This window comes from Pseudoalteromonas sp. TP27, assembly GCF_056470645.1.
The window spans coordinates 49,302-72,106 of sequence record NZ_JARDAK010000019.1 but is presented as its reverse complement, the minus strand read 5'-3'; the positions used below and the strand labels follow the sequence as shown (position 1 = coordinate 72,106).

At 40.0% G+C, this 22,805-nt stretch carries 15 protein-coding genes; 3 read left to right on the top strand and 12 right to left on the bottom strand.

Features of this window, described 5'->3' with window-relative positions:
- Positions 1-670 precede the first annotated feature (670 nt).
- Together PX700_RS17975 and PX700_RS17970 are read right to left on the bottom strand one after the other, a co-directional pair.
- Positions 671-982, bottom strand: a complete 312-nt coding sequence (locus tag PX700_RS17975) for an MGMT family protein (RefSeq protein ID WP_479521474.1) — start codon at positions 980-982, stop codon at positions 671-673.
- Positions 972-1,868 (bottom strand): LysR family transcriptional regulator, encoded by an 897-nt coding sequence (locus tag PX700_RS17970; protein WP_479521473.1) that lies wholly within the window; start codon positions 1,866-1,868, stop codon positions 972-974. Before PX700_RS17970 ends, PX700_RS17975 begins: the two co-directional genes overlap by 11 nt.
- A 122-nt stretch (positions 1,869-1,990) precedes the next feature.
- On the opposite strand from PX700_RS17970, the gene PX700_RS17965 reads away from it, so the two are divergent.
- Positions 1,991-3,073 carry an efflux RND transporter periplasmic adaptor subunit gene (locus tag PX700_RS17965; RefSeq protein ID WP_479521472.1) on the top strand — a complete coding sequence of 361 codons (1,083 nt, stop codon included), beginning with the start codon at positions 1,991-1,993 and terminating at the stop codon, positions 3,071-3,073.
- Between the two features lie 2 nt (positions 3,074-3,075).
- Positions 3,076-6,144, top strand: a complete 3,069-nt coding sequence (locus PX700_RS17960; RefSeq protein ID WP_479521471.1) for an efflux RND transporter permease subunit — start codon at positions 3,076-3,078, stop codon at positions 6,142-6,144.
- 109 nt (positions 6,145-6,253) lie between these two features.
- Here the strand turns inward: PX700_RS17960 and PX700_RS17955 are convergent, their stop codons facing one another.
- Positions 6,254-6,586, bottom strand: coding sequence for a PBPRA1643 family SWIM/SEC-C metal-binding motif protein (locus PX700_RS17955; protein WP_479521470.1), 333 nt, complete (start codon positions 6,584-6,586; stop codon positions 6,254-6,256).
- Positions 6,587-6,861: 275 nt separating this feature from the next.
- Here PX700_RS17955 and PX700_RS17950 point away from each other — a divergent pair, with 275 nt between their 5' ends.
- Positions 6,862-7,446: a hypothetical protein gene (locus PX700_RS17950; protein WP_479521469.1), complete on the top strand. Its 585-nt coding sequence runs from the start codon at positions 6,862-6,864 to the stop codon at positions 7,444-7,446.
- A gap of 24 nt (positions 7,447-7,470) precedes the next feature.
- Here PX700_RS17950 and rluF read toward each other — a convergent pair whose 3' ends face one another.
- The 9 genes from rluF to malQ all read right to left on the bottom strand — a co-directional run bounded on the left by rluF (position 7,471) and on the right by malQ (position 22,800).
- Positions 7,471-8,508 carry a 23S rRNA pseudouridine(2604) synthase RluF gene (rluF, locus tag PX700_RS17945; protein WP_479521468.1) on the bottom strand — a complete coding sequence of 346 codons (1,038 nt, stop codon included), beginning with the start codon at positions 8,506-8,508 and terminating at the stop codon, positions 7,471-7,473.
- Between the two features lie 86 nt (positions 8,509-8,594).
- The gene (locus PX700_RS17940) at positions 8,595-9,665 is read right to left on the bottom strand and encodes a DUF418 domain-containing protein (protein WP_479521475.1); all 1,071 of its coding nucleotides are present in this window, start codon (positions 9,663-9,665) and stop codon (positions 8,595-8,597) included.
- Positions 9,666-9,689: 24 nt separating this feature from the next.
- Positions 9,690-10,913 (bottom strand): EAL and HDOD domain-containing protein, encoded by a 1,224-nt coding sequence (locus PX700_RS17935; protein WP_415637029.1) that lies wholly within the window; start codon positions 10,911-10,913, stop codon positions 9,690-9,692.
- Positions 10,914-11,001: 88 nt separating this feature from the next.
- Positions 11,002-12,537, bottom strand: a complete 1,536-nt coding sequence (locus tag PX700_RS17930; protein ID WP_479521467.1) for a glycogen synthase — start codon at positions 12,535-12,537, stop codon at positions 11,002-11,004.
- 80 nt (positions 12,538-12,617) lie between these two features.
- The gene (gene glgC / locus PX700_RS17925) at positions 12,618-13,919 is read right to left on the bottom strand and encodes a glucose-1-phosphate adenylyltransferase (protein WP_415637031.1); all 1,302 of its coding nucleotides are present in this window, start codon (positions 13,917-13,919) and stop codon (positions 12,618-12,620) included.
- 14 nt (positions 13,920-13,933) lie between these two features.
- The gene (locus PX700_RS17920) at positions 13,934-16,471 is read right to left on the bottom strand and encodes a glycogen/starch/alpha-glucan phosphorylase (protein WP_479521466.1); all 2,538 of its coding nucleotides are present in this window, start codon (positions 16,469-16,471) and stop codon (positions 13,934-13,936) included.
- A complete protein-coding gene (gene glgX, locus PX700_RS17915) occupies positions 16,464-18,527 on the bottom strand; it encodes a glycogen debranching protein GlgX (RefSeq protein ID WP_479521465.1) in 2,064 nt (687 codons plus the stop codon). Before glgX ends, PX700_RS17920 begins: the two co-directional genes overlap by 8 nt.
- The gene (gene glgB, locus PX700_RS17910) at positions 18,520-20,805 is read right to left on the bottom strand and encodes a 1,4-alpha-glucan branching protein GlgB (RefSeq protein ID WP_479521464.1); all 2,286 of its coding nucleotides are present in this window, start codon (positions 20,803-20,805) and stop codon (positions 18,520-18,522) included. Before glgB ends, glgX begins: the two co-directional genes overlap by 8 nt.
- The gene (malQ, locus tag PX700_RS17905) at positions 20,806-22,800 is read right to left on the bottom strand and encodes a 4-alpha-glucanotransferase (protein WP_479521463.1); all 1,995 of its coding nucleotides are present in this window, start codon (positions 22,798-22,800) and stop codon (positions 20,806-20,808) included.
- Positions 22,801-22,805 lie beyond the last annotated feature (5 nt).

The following is a 22,805-nucleotide window of genomic DNA, read 5'->3' as shown; positions in this document are numbered from 1 at the left end:
ATAATATTTTGTATCAACCAAACTTACCTGACGTTTTCTTGCAATAGCCATAAAACACCTGCTCACTTTTTAGACTAATCAAAATTTAGTCATTAACCTTAGAAAGTGCAAATTTAGGATGGATGTCTAGTTTATTTAATTTAGGATGGATGTCTAGTTTATTTAATTTAGGATGGATGTCTAGTTTATTTGTTTGGGATGGGATGGATGTCTAGTTTATTTGTTTGGGATGGATGTCTAGTTTATTTGTTTGAGAAGTGAAAAATTGAAAGTTAATCGCATTGTGGGTTTTCATCGAAATAATAATATATCGCCTGAAGTTATGGATAGGTCTTATCAAACTAATACTATGTAATGGAGATGAAAAAAAATCCCTTACAGTTGCTTAAACGTAAAAATAAAAGTGGGTCATCGCCACGCGATTATAGCTAAATTATTTTTCGCTAAGCAAGGCTTTCAATGTCTGCTCATGGCACTCTCCAGCCACTCGACAATATAAAGTGTTGGTAATAAGGGAGGGTATATTTTACTGTGTCGGATGGCGTGGCTTCGCCACTTGTCCGACCTAAGTCAAAAGGTAGGTTCGTTAAGCCGAAGGCGCCACCCAACAGAGTGTCGATTCACGCCTTGAAAGTCAGCAGCTGGCACTTATTCTCCGATAATAATCATATCACTCCCACCGGCACTCACGCATATCCACTTTGTCATTTTTAAACAGTACACCTTCTGATAAAAGCTTTTGGCGTTGTTCTTGGTATTTCTCACTGCCTTCGGGAAACGATATTTTACCTTGGCTATTCACCACGCGATGCCAAGGTATAACTGAGTCGCTTGGCATCACTTTTAATAAGCGCCCAACCAATCGAGAGTTTTGCGGGTAGCCCGCAAGGCCTGCAACTTGCCCGTAGCTTGCTACTTTACCGCTTGGTATGCCTGCGATAACAGTATAAATAAGGGTTTCTTTATCAATATCAGCGTTCATTTAAATACGCCTCACTAAGTACTTTAAATTGCTCCCAAATAGTGCGCGCTACAGGGCCGTGATGCACTGCATGTTGTCTAAAGGCTCTAATTTGTGCACTAAACTTATGCTCTCGGTCAGTTATGTGTATTTCTTGAAGTAAGCCTGCTTTTATTTCAGAAGCACAGTGTTCTAGGCTCATCATTGCCCAACCTGCGCCTGAGAGTAAAAACGATTTTAAGGTCGATACATCATCAATTTTCATCATGGCGGAGCCTTTTGAGTACGATAATCTGTCGCTGTCGATACTCAAGTCACTTTCAAACATGGCTAAACACGGATACGTTTGCAGTTCGCTATAGGTGAGTTTTTGAGGAAGTACGCCTTTAGCGCTCACAATGCCAATATCGAGCCTGCCTATGGGTACGCTTTCTAAATCGCCTGTCGCATGAAATAAATCAAACCACGGGCCAATGCCTAACTCGGCTTGTCCGCTGTTTATTTGCTCTAATGAGATAAAGCGTTTTCCGCTTGTTAAGCTAAATTCTGTGCTTGTAAACAACCTAAAAGTATTACTTATGATCTCGTTGTAACTTTGCATATGGCAAAGTTGTTCGTAACAAATTCTAAATTGGGGCTCATTGCCCAATGCTAATTCTTTAGCGAGTTGTGCCAGCTCATCGTTGGCATATAAAAGTTGCTTCGCTTCGCGGTGAAAAATACGCCCTTTTTCAGTAAGCTGTAATCGGTACTTACTTCTGTCTAGTAACTCAAACCCTATTTTTTCTTCTAGATTTTTAATAGCGAGTGTAAGCGCTGGCTGTGTTTTATGTAGCTTTAGTGCTGCCCCGCTTAAGCTCGCGCTTTGCACTATGGCATCTAAAATTATTAATTGATTCAGCTTCATATAGCACTCTGTAACATTATAAGTAAAACTTATTGAGTTTCTAAAATTTAATGATTTTTATTTTATATGTTTGCAGCGTATGCTGCACTTAATTATTTTGCCATCATTGCAACGGAGAAGACATGAAACTCTTTCGTCTATGTTTATTAACTACGACACTACTAAGCTTACTTGCCTGTTCTGAGCCAGAACAACAAGTTAAAGAAGAGCCCATTCGCCCAGTTAAATTATTCAACATAGGTCATGATTCTCAAACTAACATTCGTAGTTTTCCTGCTGAGGTGGTTGCAAACCAAGGCTCTTACCTTGCTTTTAGAGTAAATGGCGAACTTATTAAATTTCCGGTTCTTGCTGGTGAACACGTTGAAAAAGGTGATTTATTAGCAAAACTAGACCCAGAAGATTTTCAATTACAGTTTGACGAGCGCAAAGCGCGCTTTGAATTGGCAAAATCACAACTTGGCCGTATTGAGCAATTATTTGAGAAAAAAATCACCAGCCAATCAGAATTAGATCAAGCCACTGCTAATATGCAAATTGCTGAATCTGCATTTAGAATTGCACAAACGAACCTTGAGTACAGCGAGCTACGCGCGCCCTTTTCGGGCACGGTTGCTAAGGTATTTGTTAAAAACTTTGAAAACATTCAAGCCAAGCAAAATATTTTACGCTTAGAAACACGCGATTTAATGGACGTAGAAATCCAGGTTCCTGAAAAAATAGTCGCTCGCTTTAAAAAAGGCACCGATTACCACCCTACTGTAAAGTTTGATGGCTTTGACGATAAACAGTACACACTTGATATTAAAGAGTGGGATACCCAAGCTGATCCTGCAACGCTTACCTATAAAGTTGTATTTTCGCTACCAGTACCTAAGGACTTTAATTTACTAGCAGGCATGACGGGGAGCGTGCTTATTGATTTAAGTAAAGTTACGCGCTCGCAAGTTGCTTATACAATCTTACCTATCGAGTCGGTGTTTTCTGAGCCGCAAGAATCTATTGAAGATAACGCCTACGTATGGCTTTTTGATTCAAAAACTAGCCAAGTGCATAAACAAGCTGTAAAGGTTGGCCAGTTGCACCGCGATGGTATTGAAGTATTAAGCGGTATTGAAGAAGGCCAAATTGTGGTTTCTGCCGGTGTGCATTCACTAAAAGAAGGCATGAAAGTAAGAGCATGGAATAAAGAGCGAGGCTTATAATTATGAGCTTTGCACAACTCTCCATAGAGAAAAAAGTAATCAGTTGGATGTTTACGCTGCTGCTATTAATTGGCGGTAGTGTGTCGTACTTTGATTTAGGACAACTAGAAGACCCTGAGTTTACCCTTAAAAAAGCCATGGTTATTACCATGTACCCTGGTGCTTCGCCGCAGCAAGTTGAAGAAGAAGTTACTTTTCCAATTGAAAACGCGATTCAGCAATTGCCTTATGTTGACTACGTTACGTCTATTTCGTCTAACGGTAAGTCGCAGATTTCGGTAGAGATGAAAAGCAATTATCGAAAAGAGCAGCTTCGCCAAATTTGGGATGAGATGCGTCGTAAAATTAACGACCTTTCTCCGTCATTACCCAGTGGTGTTTACCCAAGCACTATTTTGGACGACTTTGCCGATGTTTACGGTGTTATGTATTCGGTAACCGGTGATGGTTATTCGTATGATGAGCTTAAAGATTACGTCGATTTTTTAAAGCGCGAACTAGTCCTTGTTAAAGGTGTTAGTAAAGTAACGGTTGCAGGGCAACAACAAGCGCAAGTAATGGTTGAAGTATCTACCCGTAAACTTGCTCAATTAGGTATTGCACCAAGCCATATTTTTGCATTATTACAATCACAAAATACGGTTTCCAACGCGGGTAAAATTCGCGTGGGCGATGAATCAATTCGCTTGCACCCTACTGGCGAATTTAAAGATGTAAAAGAACTCGAAACGCTATTAATCTCAAAGCCTGGCGCTAATGAGCTTATTTATTTAGGCGATGTAGCAAAGGTTTACAGAGAGTACGCCGAAGTACCAAATAATATTATTCGATATAACTCACAGCAAGCTTTACTTATTGGCGTGTCGTTTATGTCGGGTGTTAACGTGGTTGATGTGGGTAAAAACATAGACAAGCATTTAGCATCACTTGAATATCAACGCCCTCACGGTATTGACATAAATTCGGTATACAACCAACCACAAGAGGTTCAAAAGTCGGTTGATGGTTTTATTATCAGCTTACTTGAAGCTATTGCGATTGTTATTGTTGTACTGCTGTTATTTATGGGTTTAAAAAGCGGCATTTTAATTGGTGGTATTTTACTGCTTACCGTACTGGGCACATTTATATTTATGAAGTTGTTTGCTATCGATTTACAGCGCATATCTCTTGGGGCACTAATTATTGCTCTTGGTATGCTGGTTGATAACGCAATAGTCGTCACTGAAGGCATACTTATAAACCTCAAACGAGGCCAAACAAAACTAAAAGCGGCTGTTAATATTGTTGAGCAAACAAAATGGCCATTATTAGGGGCAACCGTCATTGCGGTTACTGCATTTGCGCCAATTGGCTTAAGCTCTGATGCCAGCGGTGAATTTGCCGGTAGCTTGTTTTGGGTGTTGTTTATTTCGCTTTTATTAAGCTGGATAACAGCCATAACGTTAACGCCATTTTTTGCCAATTTAATGTTTAAAGAAAACGAATTTAAAAACGAAGAAGGCCAAGAAGATGAAGACCCATATAAAGGGTTTATTTTTAATGGTTACAAAGCGATTTTAGATTTAGCGCTGCACTTTAGAAAAACCACGCTTATATTAATGGTTGTTTTGCTGTGTACTGCGGTTGTTGGTTTTGGCTCTGTTAAACAGTCGTTTTTTCCTGCCTCTAATACACCTATGTTTTATGTAGATTACTGGCAAGAGCAAGGCTCTGATATTCGCTCAACCCTAGAGGGCGTTAAAAAGCTTGAAGAGTTTTTGCAAAAAGAAGACCTTGTTGAAGAAGTAACAAGTACAACAGGGCAAGGTGCACCGCGCTTTATGCTTACCTACGCGCCAGAAAAGTCATACCCAGCGTACGGGCAATTGATTATTCGTGTTGCCGACAGAGAAGCCGTAGCAACTGTAATGCAAACAGTGCGCGATTACTCAAGCAATCATGCGCTTTCTGCACAGCTTAAAATTAAACCGATGGAAATTGGCCCCTCTACTGATGCAAAAATAGAAGCTCGTTTTTCAGGCCCTGACCCTGTTATTTTAAGACAACTCGCCGCTAAAGCTGAAGAACTGATTGGTAGCGACGATGGTGCGTACAATATTCGTGATGACTGGCGTGCACGTACCAAAATGATTCGCCCGCAATTTAACGAGCAAAAAGCACGTCGATTAGGTATTAGTAAATCAGACTTAGACAATGTATTACTAACGAGCTTATCGGGTAAACAAGTGGGCGTATATCGCGATGGTACGCAATTGCTACCCATTATTGCTCGCTCTCCGGCTAACGAGCGCTTAAACGTAGAAAGCGTACACGACCTTCAAATATACAGCCCAGTTTTTGGTGTATTTGTACCAGTGACTCAAGTTGTAGACGAATTTGATGTGCAGTGGGAAGACAGCCTAATAATGCGCCGCGATCGCAAACGTACAATTACGGTTATGGCCGATCACAATGTATTAGGCGATGAAACACCCGCTAAACTATTTGCGCGTATTCGTGGTCCAATAGAGAACATGGAACTACCCCGTGGTTACCAACTAGAATGGGGCGGCGAGTTTGAATCTTCAAGTAAGGCGCAAAAAGCAATATTTGGCTCATTACCGTTGGGTTATTTAGCTATGTTTGCAGTTACCGTATTACTTTTTAACTCGCTTAAACAACCACTAATTATTTGGGCAACAGTGCCTTTGGCTATTATTGGTGTAAGCGCGGGCTTGTTAGCAATGAATGCGCCGTTTAGCTTTATGGGGCTACTTGGTTTATTAAGCTTAAGCGGTATGCTAATTAAAAACGGCATTGTATTGGTCGATCAAATAAATCTTGAATTAAGGGAAGGTAAATCACCTTATGAGGCCGTATTTGACTCCGGTGTGAGCCGTGTGCGACCAGTTGCTATGGCAGCTATAACTACTATTTTAGGTATGATCCCGCTGTTATTTGACGTGTTTTTTCAGTCAATGGCGGTAACGATTATGTTTGGTTTAGGGTTTGCTACAATTTTGACTCTAATTGTAGTGCCAGTACTTTACACGGTTATATTTAGAATTGATTACGAACCGCGTAAGTAGTTAAGCATATAATCGGTTAACATTAAAAATGCCACAGGCTCAAAATCCTGTGGCATTTTTATTTAATACCGATGCAAAAAGAAAGGCTACATATTTAGTTGTTAAGAAACTAACCGCAACACTTTTTATATTTTTTGCCGCTACCACATACACACGGTGCGTTACGCTCTGGTGCTTTATCAAATACTTGTGGTGTTGACTTGCTAAGCGCAAAGTCTAGTTCGCGAATATCTTCTGGTACGTCTGCTTTAACTTCAATTGAAGCAAACAGCGAATACTCTTCTAATATTGCTTCTATTTCTGATTGTCGTTCAACTGAGTTTACTATTAGCGTTAACGGATGCAACTCTGATCCTGGCTTTGCGGTACGATTTGGCGCAAATCCATTACTGTTATTTTTACCCATTATGTCGGGCTTACCCATAAAGAAAAATTTTGACATGTTACTTCTATAACCTTTCAACATTATTAAGACGGCGCATCTTAACAGCTTACCCAGCATATAACTAAGGTGTACTTGCTAATGCACAATATAAATCAGGCTTCACTGTATATACGCGTAATATAGCGACATAAAGAGGCCATTTAATGGATTTAGATGGTGCACGCGATATAGCTAAACGCCTGCACTCTAAATACGCATTATCGGCGATTGCAATTTATTTAGGTATACTCTTATTTTATATTGGCTTTAGCATTTAAAAAGTAGAACCTCAAGTGACAGCAAAGCAACTTTTTCGAATAATAATTACTTCTAGCTTACTATTCCCACCCATACTTTTTATTGCTTGGGACGAGAACCTAGACCCGCCATTTATTGCCAATACCGCTTATGATTTTTTAACACATAAGCTGTTCCCTGCTTTATCAGTGGTCCTTAGCATTGCGGCAGGTATGTACGGATATAAAAAGTACAACGCATGCATGACATTTAAATCAAATTTTAAAGATTATGTAGAACGCTATGGGAAGCTTCGTGGCTGGCTTGGTATTTTGTTTATACCTGTTTTAGTTCACTTATGGCTGTGGGCTGCTTTTTGTATTTCAATAAAATTGTGGGCTTATTATTATAGCGATAATAGCTGGCAGCAAGAGTATCAACTACTCGCTGTAGAGGCATGCCCAACTGATTATGAATACAGTTGCTCAAAGCTGACTGTGCTTGACTTAAAAAGCTACAGGAAACACAGCTTTAGATGGTATTTAGATAAGAGTAAGCTGGTGAGTTTGCAAAATAACAACGTAAATTTAGTGGGCGTTAAAAGCCCACTGGGCAATATAGTACAGGAAATACAGTGGTAGTAAGTATTACCACTTAACTGCACACTATTTTTTTAAGCTGAGTATACGGCCTGAGCTTGGTTTTGCGTCTGATTTAGCATTAGACGATTTGTTTTCTTTAATGCTTTTTGGTTTACCCACATACGTTGTAGAACGCTTTTGATATGGCGCATTACTACGCTCATTTTTACGTTCGTCGCTAGCATTAGTACGTTGAGAGTTACGATTTTTATTGCGTTCAGTACTGCGCTCAGCATTTAGATCGCCGTTGTTAAATCGGCGTGGGTTTTCGCCCTGAAAATCGCGTTTTTTAGGTGCTGAAGGTACATTATTTTCTGATTGTTTATTAGTATCAAGCGAGTGCTCTTGGGTTTTACCAGAATCAGAAATAGAGTCATTTATTTGCGCCATTTCAATATCGGATAAATGACGCCACTGCCCTACTTTTAAACCTTTAAGTGTTACGTTCATTATGCGCGTACGTTTTAGCGTTACAACTTCGTAGCCTAAATACTCACACATACGGCGTATTTGACGGTTTAAACCTTGAGTAAGTACTATTTTAAATTCTTTAGGGCCACTTTGCGTCACTTTACATTCTTTAGTGACGGTATCTAAAATAGGCACGCCATTCGCCATTTTTGTAACAAACTGACGATTAAGCGGTTTATCTACCGTAACAACGTATTCTTTTTCGTGATTATTACCCGCACGCAAAATTTTATTAACGATGTCGCCTTCGTTAGTTAAAAATATAAGCCCTTCAGACGGTCTATCTAAGCGCCCTATTGGGAATATACGCGTTGGGTAATTTACCGCTCGTATAATGTTACTTTGAATTTTACTTTCGGTAGTACACGTTATGCCAACGGGTTTATTGTAAGCAATGTAAACGCGCTTCGGCGTGGCTTTAAGCGGCTTACCATCAATTAATACAACATCGGTAGCGGCTACTTTTACGCCCATTTCTGGTAAGTAGCCATTAACGCTGACACGACCTTGCTCAATATATTTATCGGCTTCGCGGCGTGAACAAAATCCTGTTTCACTAATAAATTTATTTAAACGTTTTAATTCGGTCATGGCACTTATAGCGTAGTAATTTTAAAGGCGAGTAGTGTAAACCACCCACACTATTTTTTCGCCCCTAATTTACTATTTATAGACGTTTAAGCAGTAATTTTTGCTTTCGTTAATTTACGCCATACAAATTCAAGCGGGCCTTGGTTAAAATAGCGGCTGTATATAAAGGTAAATATGAGCTGCAGCACAACTAAACCCGTTGCTACTAACCAGTAATCAATACGATCAGAACTGAGTAGCCAATGCGTAAATAACACTTTATATAACAATAATTGCATGAGTGTTTGGCTAATATATAAAGTAAATGCTAAGCGCCCTGCTTGTTGAATAAGCGTGCCGACGTGTGCGCTGTTATTGCAAAATTTAACAATTAAATGAATATATAGCGTAGCCATACCTAGCGCCGCAAACATATTTACAAATTCTTGCACCCCATACCCTAAGCTGCCACTGAGCTGTGATGCATAAAGCCTAAGAGCGCAAAAAACAAGGGTTATTGCAACGCAAATTATTAATTGCTGAGTCGTTAAGCATTTACTAAAAACATCTTGTTTATATAAATAAATGCCAATGAGCATAAGGCCCACGCACATCCACATTGTCATTATTGGTACCATCACAAGCATTAACGTGTTCATAGCGAGGTTACTAATAAAGTAATCAATATAGTGTGGGTTATATAAATCTATAAATTGTGCTGAATCGCGGTAAATCACTTCATCGGGTACGCTCGATATAACAAGCACCGTAGCTACACCCGATAACAGAATAAATTCAAGCCCTCTTTTTAAAAGTACGTTGCTATCACTCTCTAAATATTTAATAACAAACCAGCCAGATACACCGTAAACAAATAAAATATCACCTGCCCAAAGTAAAAAACCATGCGCTAAACCAAAGAGTATTAACCAATAAAGCCTACTTTTTAATTGCACCTCAGACTTATAACGTTGCCATTGAATGTAAAGCCCGGCGCCAAAAAGCAAACTAAACAGCGTTCTAAAACGCCCATCTACAAACACGCTGCTAAAGGTGTGAATAATTGAGTCGCTAAAAGGGGGATTAGTTAAAGGGGTATACCCGTATTCAAAAAGACCAAAAGCGTAAGCATTCATGTAAACTAGACCAAGCACGGCGATGCCGCGAATAAAGTCCATATTATAATTACGCATAGGCAGGTATTAATATCCTTTAATATTACTTTTGTAGCTATCAGCCCAATCAACTGCTTGTTGATATATAGCAGGTAATTCTTTGCTATCAATATTTAGTAAAAGAACGGCTTGCTCGAGCGCCCACCAGCTTCCTGTTTCGTAATTTTTTACAATATTAACGATATAATAGAGGGTATTTTTTTCTTCTAAAAGCGCTGCTTTTATATCATCAGGGAAAGGTAATTTTTCAACAAGTAAACTCATGGGTTGATCAAGTATTGCATCTAGCAATGAAAATAATCCTGTTAAAAATGCTTCACCTACTTGGTGTTTTGCTACGTTTTTAGCAATTAGCTCACAAAAGCGTGCGCGTACTACACACATTTGCATAAGTTCGGTCGGTTTTTTATCAGCAGAATAGGCGGTAACAATTAAGCTTACAAATTTCTTTAAACGATCGTGCCCTAAATAAACAAGCGCTTGTTTTAAAGATGAGATTTCACCTTGAATAGGAAATACGCCACTATTGATTAAACGTAGTAATTTATAAGCCAATGCAGCATCGAGTTCAAATAAGCCAGAAATAACTTTTATATCCGGGCTTGGTTTCATAATTTCAGCGAAAATGGCAACAATTAGATCATAGTTATAGTTAATATCTTTTTGCTTTATCATGGCTGGTTTTGCAAAAAAGTATCCCTGAAAATAATCAAACCCCATGTCAAATGCGAGTTGATAATCATCTTGCGTTTCTATTTTTTCAGCTAATATTTTTATTTGCTTATGTTTTTGGACCTTTTCTACTACTGGTAATATGTCACTTAGCGGGGTGATTGCTATATCAAACTTTACTAGTTTAACAAGCTTTAAAAAGCGCTCCCACTGTGGTGTATATACAAAATCATCGAGTGCGAGTTTGTAATTATTATGGAATAGGCCTCTGCATAATTCATAATTGTCATCGTTCGGCTCTATTGTTTCAAGTAATTCTATAACAACATCTTGGCAAGGTAAAAAAGCACATAAATCGAGTTGTAATGATTCAGGCCCTATATTAATAAGCGCTTTTTTGCCTGATGTAATATGGCGAGTACCTAGGTTAAGTTGATTCTCCATAATAAGCCTCGCTGTGGCGTGGCCATCAGCTATATCAGGAAAATAATTTTTGGGACTATCACGAAATAGTAGCTCGTAAGCTACTACTTTTTTACTTCTATTGAATATTGCTTGCCTTGCAACAAATACAGACACATTACCTACTTCTTAATTTATATATCAGACAAAGCAATTAAACATTAAACCGATACGGTTGTCACTAAACTTTACAATTTGTAACAGTTTATCTATATAATTGCGCGATGTAAGCAGCAGCTACTTTAACCCATGAGAAACGTGCTTGCTTTGCATTTTCTTTTATCCTATGCCATTTTTTTGGGTCATACTTTTTAAGTGATAGAGTTTCATCTAAGCAGCTAATTAAATTACTCGTTTGCGTTGCCAACGTATCGCCATTAAAACTAAATCCATTTTCATGATGCTTTACTGTGTCTTTTAATCCGCCAACACTGTGAACTAAACATGGCTGCCCCGCACGCATAGCCAGCATTTGGCTAATACCGCAGGGTTCGAATGAGCTTGGCATTAAAAATAAGTCACCTAGTTGATACATTAAATCGCCAACACCTTGACCATAACCTTTCAAAAATAAAAGATTGGAATTACGTGCCATTGCTTTGGTAAATATGCTCTCGAGTTCTTTGTCACCCGAGCCTAAAACAATAAGCCTGCCGTTATATTCATTAATTACTTGGCACACTTTATCAATCGCTAAAGTTCCATTTACCTGCTGGCACAACAACAAAACCTTTTGCTCTGTAAGCCGGCCAACGCTTGTGACTAGTGGCCCATCATTAGCCGTAGCTTTAAATTGTTGTAGTCGTTGATGGGCTATATAATAGCCGCTTTGTAACTGCTCGCTATTTGCCATCCAACCAAACAATGTGTTTTCTGCTTGGCTATAAAAATCAGCGATTGTAGCCTCTTCTAAAGTGTTACTTGGATATTCACAGCCATTTAAAATACCTACAAGCTTACCTTGGCTTGCTGCATTTTGAAGATCTTGCTCAAGTCCTTCACCACCAAAAAAACCATGCTCGTAATTGCTAGGTTCAAGAACCTCTTGGCTGTAGGTTGGCGATACAACATGTACTTTATCGCATAGATTAATTGCACTGCGCATAGGGTTAAAGCAATGAGGGTAACGCGGGTCGCATAGTTGTTGGCCATTATAACTAAGTGACGGAAACCACGCCTCTAAGCTTGAGTCGTCGTGTTTAAAAGGTCTTATCCCTTGCAGTGCAATATTATGCACCGTGTAAGCAATATGTAAGGTATTAAGTGAGCTATAACGTGGCTCAAACTTAAGTAAAACGGCAACGCAGGCGCTGTGCCAGTCATGTAAATGCAGCGCTGTTGGTCGCTTTAATACACCTTGCAATAAAGCTTCACAAACAGCTGCGTTAAATAAAGCAAATTTTGTGGCATCGGTTGCAAAAGGCCTCCCCGGTGCATCATTACAATATACACTGCCTGATTCACTAAATAACGGGTGGCTAATAACAAATTGGCTTACATTACTTTGTGGTTGCTCTATTTTGAAAAGTGTTAATACATGGGGTTGAGCATTAAATGCAACGGTTACTTCACCTATATAAATACGCTCAAGCGGCTCAAACCCGTAGTCAGGAATAACAACATCAACCGTTATACCTTGCTTTGCGAGCGCCTTAGGTGCATCGCGTACTACATCTGCCACACCGCCTACTTTTGCGCCTGGTAACGCGTCATTTTCTGCTGCAACCATTAATACATGCATTAATTTACTACTTCCTTTAAATCTGTGTGGGCTTGCTCATAAATGAGCAAGCTTTGTTGTCGTGCTTACTTAACTTATTGTTACGCTAGCTTTTTATTCTCACGCGCTTGGCGCTCTAACTTTTTTGCAAGCTCAGTGAGCATATCACGGGTAACAAGAACGATGCCTTTTTTAGATACCCTAAAGCCGTTTTCTTCATCTGTTTTTTTGTCAAAACCGATTTCAAGACCTGCCGGTATTTCACAGCTTCTATCTATTATTGCGCGCTTAATTTTACAGCCCCGATTAATAATGGCGCCAGGTAAAATAACAGACTGCTCAATGGTACAAAATGAGCGAACATGCACATTAGAAAACAATAAAGATTTTCTTACTGCAGAGCCCGAAATAATACACCCACCCGACACAGTTGAGTCTAATGCCATACCGCGCCTATCTTCGTCATCAAAAATAAACTTAGCAGGTGGTAGTTGCTCTTGATATGTCCATATTGGCCACGTTGGGTCGTATAGATCAAGTTGTGGCTCTGGCATTACCAGCTCCATGTTAGCTTCCCAAAATGAATCGAGCGTACCTACATCGCGCCAGTAAGGTTGCCCTTCTTGGTTTGGATCTCTAAAGGGAAAAGCAAATACATTATGCTCTTCTATAATCGCCGGAATAATATCGTGACCAAAATCTCGGCCAGAGCCTTCATTTTCAGAATCTTTTTTAAGTTGCTCAAACAAAAATTCAGTATTAAAAATGTAATTCCCCATTGATGCTAAACAGGTACCTGGCTTACCCGGTACGGAGCTCGGCATTGCTGGTTTTTCATCAAAACGACACACTCTGTTTTGCTCATCAACGGTCATTACACCAAACGTATCTGCGGCTTCCTCTACGGGCACTTCAATACAACATACGGTCATATCTGCGCCTTTTTGCACGTGTTCAGCCAGTAAAGCACCATAGTCCATGCGATACACATGATCTCCAGATAAAATCATTACATATTTAGGAAGCTCGTGACGAATAATATCTATGTTTTGAAAAACAGCGTCTGCGGTGCCACAGTACCAATCATCACCTTGGCGCTGAGATGCAGGGAGTATTTCAACCGACTCACCCAGCTCTTTTTTAAAGTGCCCCCACGCGCGGTTTACATGGCGAATGAGTGAATGCGACTTATATTGTGTGGCAATACCAACGCGTCTCACTCCCGAGTTAATACAGTTTGATAGTGGAAAATCGATAATTCGATGCTTACCACCAAAGTAAACTGCGGGCTTTGCTCGCCAGTCGGTTAGCTCATGCAGACGAGAGCCGCGACCCCCTGCCAGTATTAACGCGTAAGTTTCTCGGGTTAAGCTACTTATGTAGCGATTTGCATAATTAGGCATAATACTCTCTCCATTTAGTCTAGGCTGTTAGTGGCATGGCTTTTAGTTGTCGTTAAGTCTGTTTCACTAATATTGAGGGGTTCTAAATGCCAAATGTCTTCACTGTATTGGCTTATGGTTCTATCACTTGAAAACATTCCACTAGCTGCCGTATTTAAAATACTCATTTGTGTCCAGTAGGTTTGATCTGCGTACGCTTTATCTACTTCTTTTTGAGCAGCTACGTAACTCTCAAAGTCATGCGCTACAAGCCATGGATCGTGCGGGCTTTTAATTGCATTGGTTATATCGTCAAATAAGCACGGTTCAAACAAGTTAAAATGACCGCTGTCGAGTAGTTGCATTACATTATTTAAATCACTATTTTGTGCGATTAAGTGCTCAGGGTTGTAACGCGATTTAATATCATCAATTTGATGCGCTTGTGCGCCAAACAAAAAGAAATTATCTGCGCCAACAGCGTCCCTAATTTCAATGTTAGCACCATCTAGCGTGCCTATCGTCAATGCACCATTCATCATAAACTTCATGTTGCCAGTACCAGACGCTTCTTTGCCTGCGGTAGATACTTGCTCTGACAAATCGGTTGCAGGACAAATCACTTCCATAGCGGTTACGTTGTAATTAGGTAAAAAGGCGACGCGTAAATACGGGGCCGCTAACGGATCTTTATTTATAACCTCTGCCACGTTATTAATAAGCTTAATAATTTTTTTAGCCATGTAATAACCCGGTGCTGCTTTACCACCTAATAAAACACAGCGAGGAACAAGCCCTTGCGTATCACCACGGCGAATACGGTCGTATAAATGAATCACATGAAGTATGTTTAATAGCTGACGTTTGTATTCGTGAATACGTTTTACTTGTACGTCAAACATCATCGATACGTCAAAATCTACATCGCAGCGCGCCTTAACTAAATCAACTAAACGTTGTTTGTTTTCTCGTTTAGCGTTTTGCCATTGCCCATGAAATGCTTTGTCATCAAAAAAGCGGCGTAGGTCACTAATAGTTGAAAAGTCTTTAACCCAGCCATGACCAATTTTTTCGCTGATTAATTCACTTAAAATAGGATTACAATGCGCAAGCCAGCGCCTTGGTGTAACACCGTTGGTTTTGTTATTAAACTTATCTGGCCACAGCGCGTAAAACTCTTTAAATAAGCCCGCTTTTAAAAGTTCGGTATGCAGTGCCGCTACGCCATTTACAGAGTAACTACCTACAATGGCTAAATAAGCCATACGAATTTGCGGCTCGTCGCCCTCTTCAATTAACGATAAGGCACGTTGTTTTTCAACATCACCCGGCCATTGCTGTGCTACTTGTGCTAAAAAGCGTGCGTTTATCTCGTAAACTATTTCTAAAATACGTGGCAATAGCTTTGAAAATAACGAAACTGACCACTTTTCAAGCGCTTCAGGAAGTAGCGTATGGTTTGTATAGGCCATTGTTTTAGTAGTGATTTGCCAAGCATCGTTCCAGTCAAGTTCGTAATCATCAATTAAAATGCGCATCAGCTCTGCAACGGCAATACTTGGGTGCGTGTCGTTTAACTGAAAAACATGAAAATCAGCAAAGTCACTAAAACTCTCGCCATGTTGAGAAACCCATTGATCTACTACATCTTGAATACTCGCAGATGATAAAAAGTATTGTTGGCGCAACCTAAGCTCCTTACCATTTTCGCTGCTATCGTTTGGATACAGCACCATGGTAATTTGTTCAGCTAGGTTTTTTTGTGCAACGGCTTCTGAGTAACTACCGGCATTAAATTCGGTTAAGTTAAATTCATCCGTCGCTTCTGATTTCCACAAGCGTAACGTATTTACAATATTGTTTTTATAACCCGGGACAGGAACGTCGTAAGGGACTGCTAATACATCTTGTGAACTCATCCACTGGCGATGCTCTCGGCCAAATTTATCTGTGTAACTTTGCACGTAGCCGCCAAATTTCACACGTTTAGCGTGCTCTGGTGCGCTTAGCTCCCACGGGTGTCCTTCGCGTAGCCAATTATCTGGTTGCTCAATTTGATTGCCATCTTTGATTGATTGGTTAAACATGCCGTATTCGTAACGAAGGCCATAACCAATTACCGGTAATGCCAAACTAGCACAGCTATCTAAAAAACAAGCCGCAAGACGCCCCAGACCACCATTACCTAAGCCTGCGTCGTGTTCGGCATCTTCAATCGTTTCTATTGTTGTACAGTATTCTTGTAGCGCTGAGCTTACTTGCTCGTCTAAATCTAAATTTAAAACGGCATTACCAAGTGCACGCCCCATTAAAAATTCAAGCGATAAATAGGCTGTTTTACGGCGTTTATTTTGCTTAATTTGCTGGTTTGTTTCTCTGCAACGCGCAACAAGTCTGTCGCGAATAGTAAGCGCTAATGCGTGATATAAATAATGCTGCGACTCGCCAATTTTATCGCGCCCGAGGGTATAATAAAAATGCCGTGTTAAGTCATCTTTAAGCGTACTTTCATCTATAACAGGACCTTCTTGCCAGCCCTTTACTACACATACTTGATCACTTTGTTTAGCCATGACTTACATCCTCTAAATTGGCACTAAAAACCCAGCTGCTTTGTGCTGTAATTTCAACCATCGCATCTTCATTACTACTCACAGATGCATTATTTACACTTGATAAAACCATTTGCCACGGTGCATTAATAGGCGAAGGCGGCATTTGGCAAAAAACTGTTTTTTTACTGGCATTAAAAATCATTAGTAATGCATGATTATTTTGCTTATCAAGTAAGCTATACATTAAAAACTGCCTGGTATCTTCATGCCAATGAGCGTCGGTCATGGTTTTACCTTGTTCGGTAAACCACTTAACGGTAAAACGCTCGTCTATATCATCTAAAAATACACTGTGTTTAAACGCACTGTGTGCGCGTCTAATTTTTAACGCGTCATCAATAAATCGTGTTAGCGAATGATTAAGCTGAGAATCTTTCCAGGCAAGCCAACTCGTACGATTATTTTGGCAATAAGCATTGTTATTCCCCCCTTGCGAGTGCGCCATTTCGCTGCCAGCGGCAATCATGGGTACACCTTTTGAGAGTATCAAAGTAAGTAAAAAGTTTTTTTGTTGTTGTAAGCGCAGTGCGTTTATTTTTGAGTCACTGGTAAAACCTTCAACCCCGCAGTTAAACGAATGATTTGCACTGTGCCCATCTCGATTTTGTTCACCATTAGCCTCGTTATGTTTTTCCTCATAACTCACTAAATCAGCAAGCGTGAAACCATCATGACTCGTTATAAAGTTAATACTATTGAGTGGTCCACGCTGGCTGTGCTCAAAAATATCAAACGATCCATGCAAACGTTTTGCAACGCTTGCTATAATTCCTGTTTCACTTTGCCAAAAACGTCTAATTACATCGCGGTATTGATCGTTCCATTCTCGCCACGGCGGCGGAAATGCACCCAACTGATAGCCACCAGGGCCGATATCCCAAGGTTCGCTTATTAGCTTAACCTTGTTTAGCACTGGGTCTTGAGCTACCACTTGTAAAAAAGTATGCGCAGAGCTAAAGCCTGCTTTCGAGCGCCCTAAAATGGTCGCTAAATCAAACCTAAAACCATCAACTCCCATTACTTCAACCCAATAACGAAGGCTGTCGAGTACCAGTTGCAGTGTTTTAGGGTGATCAATATTTATGGTATTGCCACAGCCAGTATCGTTTATATATACATCAGGCTGCCCTTCTACTGTGCGGTAATACGCTAAGTTATCAAAGCCTCTTAACGATAATATAGGGCCATCTGCCCCCGCCTCTGCTGTATGGTTATAAACAACATCTAAAATAACCTCTATGTCGGCGCCATGAAGCTCACGCACCATTTGCTTAAACTCGTTTATATCGTCGTTTACCAAATAGTCTTTATGAGGGGTAAAAAAATTAAGCGTGTTATAACCCCAATAGTTTTGTAGGCCTTTTGCAGTTAAAAATTGCTCACTAATAAAAGAATGTACAGGTAAAAGCTCAACGGCTGTAACGCCAAAGCTTTGTAAATGCTCAATAAAGCTTGGGTGGCTTAACCCTAAAAACTTTCCTTGAAGAGATTTAGGGATTTTAGGATGACGACACGTGGTGCCCTTAACATGACACTCGTAAATAACCGTGTTTGACCAACGATGATTTGGCTTTTTATCCGCATACAAAGTAGGAGCCGCTACTTTTGATTTAGGTATATCAATCGCATTATTTACGCAACTTTTCGTACCAATTGGCATTTGCCCGTAATGGCGTTCGCTCCAAGTAAACTCACCAAACAAGTCTTTTGCATACGGGTCTATAAGTAGCTTATTTTCGTTAAATAATTGACCATTTTTAGGGTTATATTCACCCTCAACTCTAAAACCATAAAGTGCGCCTGCGCTTAATGGCGAAATATGAATACTCCAAATACCCCCTTCGTTGATATTCATCGCCATTTTTAGGATTTCTGAATGGCCACTTTTGTCAAACAGGCACACATAAGCTTGGCTTGCACCTGGCGCATAAAGCGCAAAGTTAACCCCGTTATTAATAATACTAGAACCTAACGGTTCTACATTACCTGCGGCTACATCAAATTGGTTACTCATCATCAACCTTCTGTAAGTAAATAGTGGTTAAGCCACCAATGGCAATTGAAATACTGTGTTTAAAGCCATGATTTGACTCATCGATAGCATTAACTATCTGCGATGAATCTTTAGCTACCTCAACGCCTGAACCAAAAAATTGAGTGTCGTCAGTATTTAAAATAACCTTGTAACGTCCTTTACTCGGTACGCCAATAACATAGTTTTCATATGACGCGGGGGTAAAGTTAGCAATAACAACCACAAAGTCTTTTGCGTTTTTAGCATAGCGAACAAAGCTTAAAATGCTCTGCTGATTGTTATTGTTATCTATCCAGGTAAAACCAGCTGCGCTAGAATCTAACTCATACAACGCGGGTTGGTTTTTATAAACGGTATTGAGCGCTTTTACGGTTTGCTTTACCCCGTTATGGCTTTGGTGCTCAAGTAAATGCCAATCGATAGAATGATCGTGCCCCCACTCTTTTCGCTGTGCAATTTCGCCGCCCATAAACAAGAGCTTTTTACCCGGATGTGCCCACATAAATGCGTAGTAAGCGCGTAAGTTTGCAAATTTCTGCCAATCATCGCCTGGCATTTTTTCAATTAACGAGCCTTTCCCGTGTACTACTTCATCGTGACTTAATGGCAATATATAGTTTTCACTAAAGGCGTATACCATCGAAAAAGTCATCTCGTGATGATGATGCTGACGATAAAGCGGGTCGTGCTGCATGTAATGCAAACTATCGTTCATCCAACCCATATTCCATTTATAGCCAAAACCTAAACCGTTATGCTCAACACTTTGAGTGACACCCGGCCATGCTGTTGACTCCTCAGCCACCATCATAATGCCTGGGTTGTTTTTGTAGCTGCGCATATTGACTTGTTTTAAGCACTCTATTGCACCTAAGTTTTCGCGCCCGCCGTAGCAATTAGGAACCCACTCGCCTTCTTTTCTGCTGTAATCTAAATACAACATAGAGGCTACGGCATCTACCCGCAGACCATCTAAACCAAATTGATGTAACCAATACATAGCATTTGAAATTAAAAAGCTTTTAACTTCAGGGCGGTCGTAATTATAAATGTAGGTATTCCAATCAGGATGAAAACCTTGGCGCTTATCGGCATGTTCATATAAATGTGTGCCATCAAATCGGTGCAAGCCATGCGGATCACTAGGAAAATGCCCTGGTACCCAATCAAGTAAAATACCTAAATTAGCTTTGTGGCACTGCTCTACAAAGTATTTAAAGCTGTTGTAGTCGCCAAAACGGCTAGTAGGAGCAAATAAACCAACGGGTTGATAACCCCACGAACCATCAAACGGGTATTCACTTATTGGCATAAGTTGCAGGTGGGTAAAATTCATTTCAAGGGCGTAGCTAACGAGTTTGTCAGCAAGCTCTGCGTAACTTAAATAGCGGTTGCTTTCAGCGCGTTGCCATGAGCCTAAATGCACTTCATAAATACTAATTGGCGCATCAATATGATTACGCTTTTGTCTGTTTTGAAGTGCCTGAGCGCTAAGCTTTATAGGTTCTGGTTTATACTGCAGTACACTTGCAGTACCAGGTGCTTGTTGCATTTTAAATGCATAGGGGTCGGCTTTTTCAAGTACTTCTCCACTTTGAGCGGTAATTGCAAATTTGTAGCACATGTCGGCTTTAAGACCCGGTACAAATAATTCCCATACACCACTTGCCGGGTGAAAGCGCATAAAGTGGCGATTCGCTTGCCAAAAGTTAAACTCACCAATAATAGAGACACTTGCAGCATTAGGCGCCCATACACAAAAGCGCACACCCTCTACGTTTTGTTGAGTACTAAAATGTGCACCAAAATGAGAGTAAGCATGTTCGAGGCTGCCTTCATTAAATAAATACATGGCCTGTGCATCAAGTGTGCTTTCAAAGCTGTATTCATCATAAAAGGTAACGCTGCTATTTGTGTACTGAGCAATACATTGATAAGGCGCAGTGGGTAGTGCATCAACCTTGGCTATAAATAAGTCACTTTGTTGATAGCGCTGTGCTTCAATATTTTTATTATTTAATGTAACACTTACGTTTAATGCCGTTGGTAAGTAAAAACGAATTTCAATACCTGCACTTGTTTTATGTGCCCCTAAAAAGCTAAATGGGTCTTTAAAACGCCCTGCACTTAATGCATGCACTTGTGCATCGTAACTATTTTCATGTACTGAATTGTCTTGTACTGAACTGTATTGTACTGAATTAGCAAGTTCTGAGCTGTCCTGTGCAGGCGATTTTTTGTTAATTTTACTGCTCATTTAATCTTTCCTTATTGAATCGATAGCAGCTAAAAGTGAGGCGTTTTTGGTAAAAATTTCTTCACTGGTATGCGTTAATACACGTCGCCAATTAGGATATTCTTTGTCTGTCCCGGGGATATTAACCGGATACTGCTGCTCATCTAAATCATCTATTTGTATTGCAAATAAACGCGATTGAGAACCCGCCAAACACAATGCTAGTGCGTTATAAACTTCGATTGCATCGCTATGTAACAAAAGATCAGTTGTATTGGTATGGCGATTAATAAATCGTAGTAGCCTATGTTGCTCTTCTATTCGCTGTTGCTTTAATTGCGCGTATTCATCATCAGTAATAAGCTTGTATTGTTGCTTAATATTTAAATCATCACACTGCCACCAGCCTGTAAATGGAGGAACATCGTGATTGGCTATCATTAACAAGCAATGTGTTGCTAGCTCACCTACCGATAAAAACTCACCACTGTGTTGTTTTTCAAAATAAAATAAGCTGTTAGAAAAGATACCGCTTAAAGCCAAAGCCTGTCTTACCTCTGGCGGTACAACGCCTAAATCTTCCCCAATTACGATACTCTGATTAATATGCGATTCAATTTTTAAAACCGCGAGTAAGTACTCAAACGGGTAGTAAACGTAACAGCCATCTTGTTCGCCATTGTTTTCGAAGCACCACCATAGGCGTCTAATCGCCATAACGTGGTCAATTCTAAGTCCACCTACATTTTGCATGTTTGCGCGAATGAGCGAGCGATAAAATTGGTAATAATTATTACTAAGGCTTTGGGGATTGAGGGCTGGAAGCCCCCAGTTTTGGCCAGCTTCAGCCCATGGATCTGGAGGAGCACCTACACTTGCACCTTGGCTAAACAGTGTTTTTTGATTTTTAAATTCGGCTCCATCCCCCGCACAGCCAACAGCTAAGTCATTTATTAAGCCAATAGCCATACCTAGCTCTGCACAACTTTTTTGACACAGTGCCAATTGAATATGTGCTTGCCATTGCAGGTAATAATCAAATGTTACGTTATCTGATTCGAGGGTATTTAACGTAGTAGAATGTGTATTACAAAAATCTGTAAAAGCATGGCGACGCTCATCACTTGCTGTTAGTTCAAACTGGTTATAAAGCGCTTCAAATAACGCATACTTTATACGGCTTACATTTTCGTAATTTATAAACTGATCGTTGCTTTGCAATAACGCGATTACATCATCTCGTTGCATCTGGGTATTAAGCTCAGCATTGTTTTGTGCGTCTTCGCACAACGCTATAGATATATAGAGAGGGTTTAATAAAGCACGACTATTAGGACTATAAGGGCTTGCGCGCTCTGGCATATCTGCAAATAACAAATGCAATGGATTAAGTAATATGTAATCCATATTTTGCGAGCTACATAATTTTGTAAGCGTTAGTAAATCGTCAAAGTCGCCAATACCTAAATTCGCTTTATTTTTTAACGTATAAAGCTGAATAGATAATCCAGTGCGCTTTGCATCTTCAACTTGATAAACTTGCTCAGGCACACACCAAATTTGTGTAATAGCCTGCTGCTCACCTACCTGAACATTAGCGTCATGATAGCCGATTGGCATAGTGTCTATAGGTAGTGCTAGCTCAATATAGCGAACGTCATGTAAGTAATATTCACCTGTAACCGCTAAATTATAAAGGTTCTCGACCGCTATATTCATCCCAAGAGAAGGGATATTAATGTTAGCGGCTAAATATTGCTGGCGTTCGTCTATACGAAGCTTTAACAAACACGTATTTTGATCAACTAAACTCACACTGGGCACTAAATCTAGCCAAAGCGATGCATCTAAATCATAAGTTAGTTGAGTTACTTGCGCTTCGTTATTTGTATCAACACCACAACATTGCAAAGCACGTTTACGCGTATCTTCGCTAAAAAACACCTGTTCACCTGTATACTTAGTGAATTCAAAGCCAATACCATGCAGGTAAAACAACTGCGAAAGAGCATCCATTGAAT

What these genes read in the sequence shown, in the direction of transcription:
- PX700_RS17975 (WP_479521474.1), bottom strand. Translation starts at nt 982, where the DNA reads ATGAACGCTGATATTGATAAAGAAACCCTTATTTATACTGTTATCGCA.
- malQ (WP_479521463.1), bottom strand. Translation starts at nt 22,800, where the DNA reads ATGGATGCTCTTTCGCAGTTGTTTTACCTGCATGGTATTGGCTTTGAA.
- PX700_RS17970 (WP_479521473.1), bottom strand. Translation starts at nt 1,868, where the DNA reads ATGAAGCTGAATCAATTAATAATTTTAGATGCCATAGTGCAAAGCGCG.
- rluF (WP_479521468.1), bottom strand. Translation starts at nt 8,508, where the DNA reads ATGACCGAATTAAAACGTTTAAATAAATTTATTAGTGAAACAGGATTT.
- PX700_RS17955 (WP_479521470.1), bottom strand. Translation starts at nt 6,586, where the DNA reads ATGTCAAAATTTTTCTTTATGGGTAAGCCCGACATAATGGGTAAAAAT.
- PX700_RS17920 (WP_479521466.1), bottom strand. Translation starts at nt 16,471, where the DNA reads ATGGCTAAACAAAGTGATCAAGTATGTGTAGTAAAGGGCTGGCAAGAA.
- PX700_RS17965 (WP_479521472.1), top strand. Translation starts at nt 1,991, where the DNA reads ATGAAACTCTTTCGTCTATGTTTATTAACTACGACACTACTAAGCTTA.
- PX700_RS17960 (WP_479521471.1), top strand. Translation starts at nt 3,076, where the DNA reads ATGAGCTTTGCACAACTCTCCATAGAGAAAAAAGTAATCAGTTGGATG.
- PX700_RS17940 (WP_479521475.1), bottom strand. Translation starts at nt 9,665, where the DNA reads ATGGACTTTATTCGCGGCATCGCCGTGCTTGGTCTAGTTTACATGAAT.
- glgX (WP_479521465.1), bottom strand. Translation starts at nt 18,527, where the DNA reads ATGAGTAACCAATTTGATGTAGCCGCAGGTAATGTAGAACCGTTAGGT.
- PX700_RS17930 (WP_479521467.1), bottom strand. Translation starts at nt 12,537, where the DNA reads ATGCATGTATTAATGGTTGCAGCAGAAAATGACGCGTTACCAGGCGCA.
- glgB (WP_479521464.1), bottom strand. Translation starts at nt 20,805, where the DNA reads ATGAGCAGTAAAATTAACAAAAAATCGCCTGCACAGGACAGCTCAGAA.
- glgC (WP_415637031.1), bottom strand. Translation starts at nt 13,919, where the DNA reads ATGCCTAATTATGCAAATCGCTACATAAGTAGCTTAACCCGAGAAACT.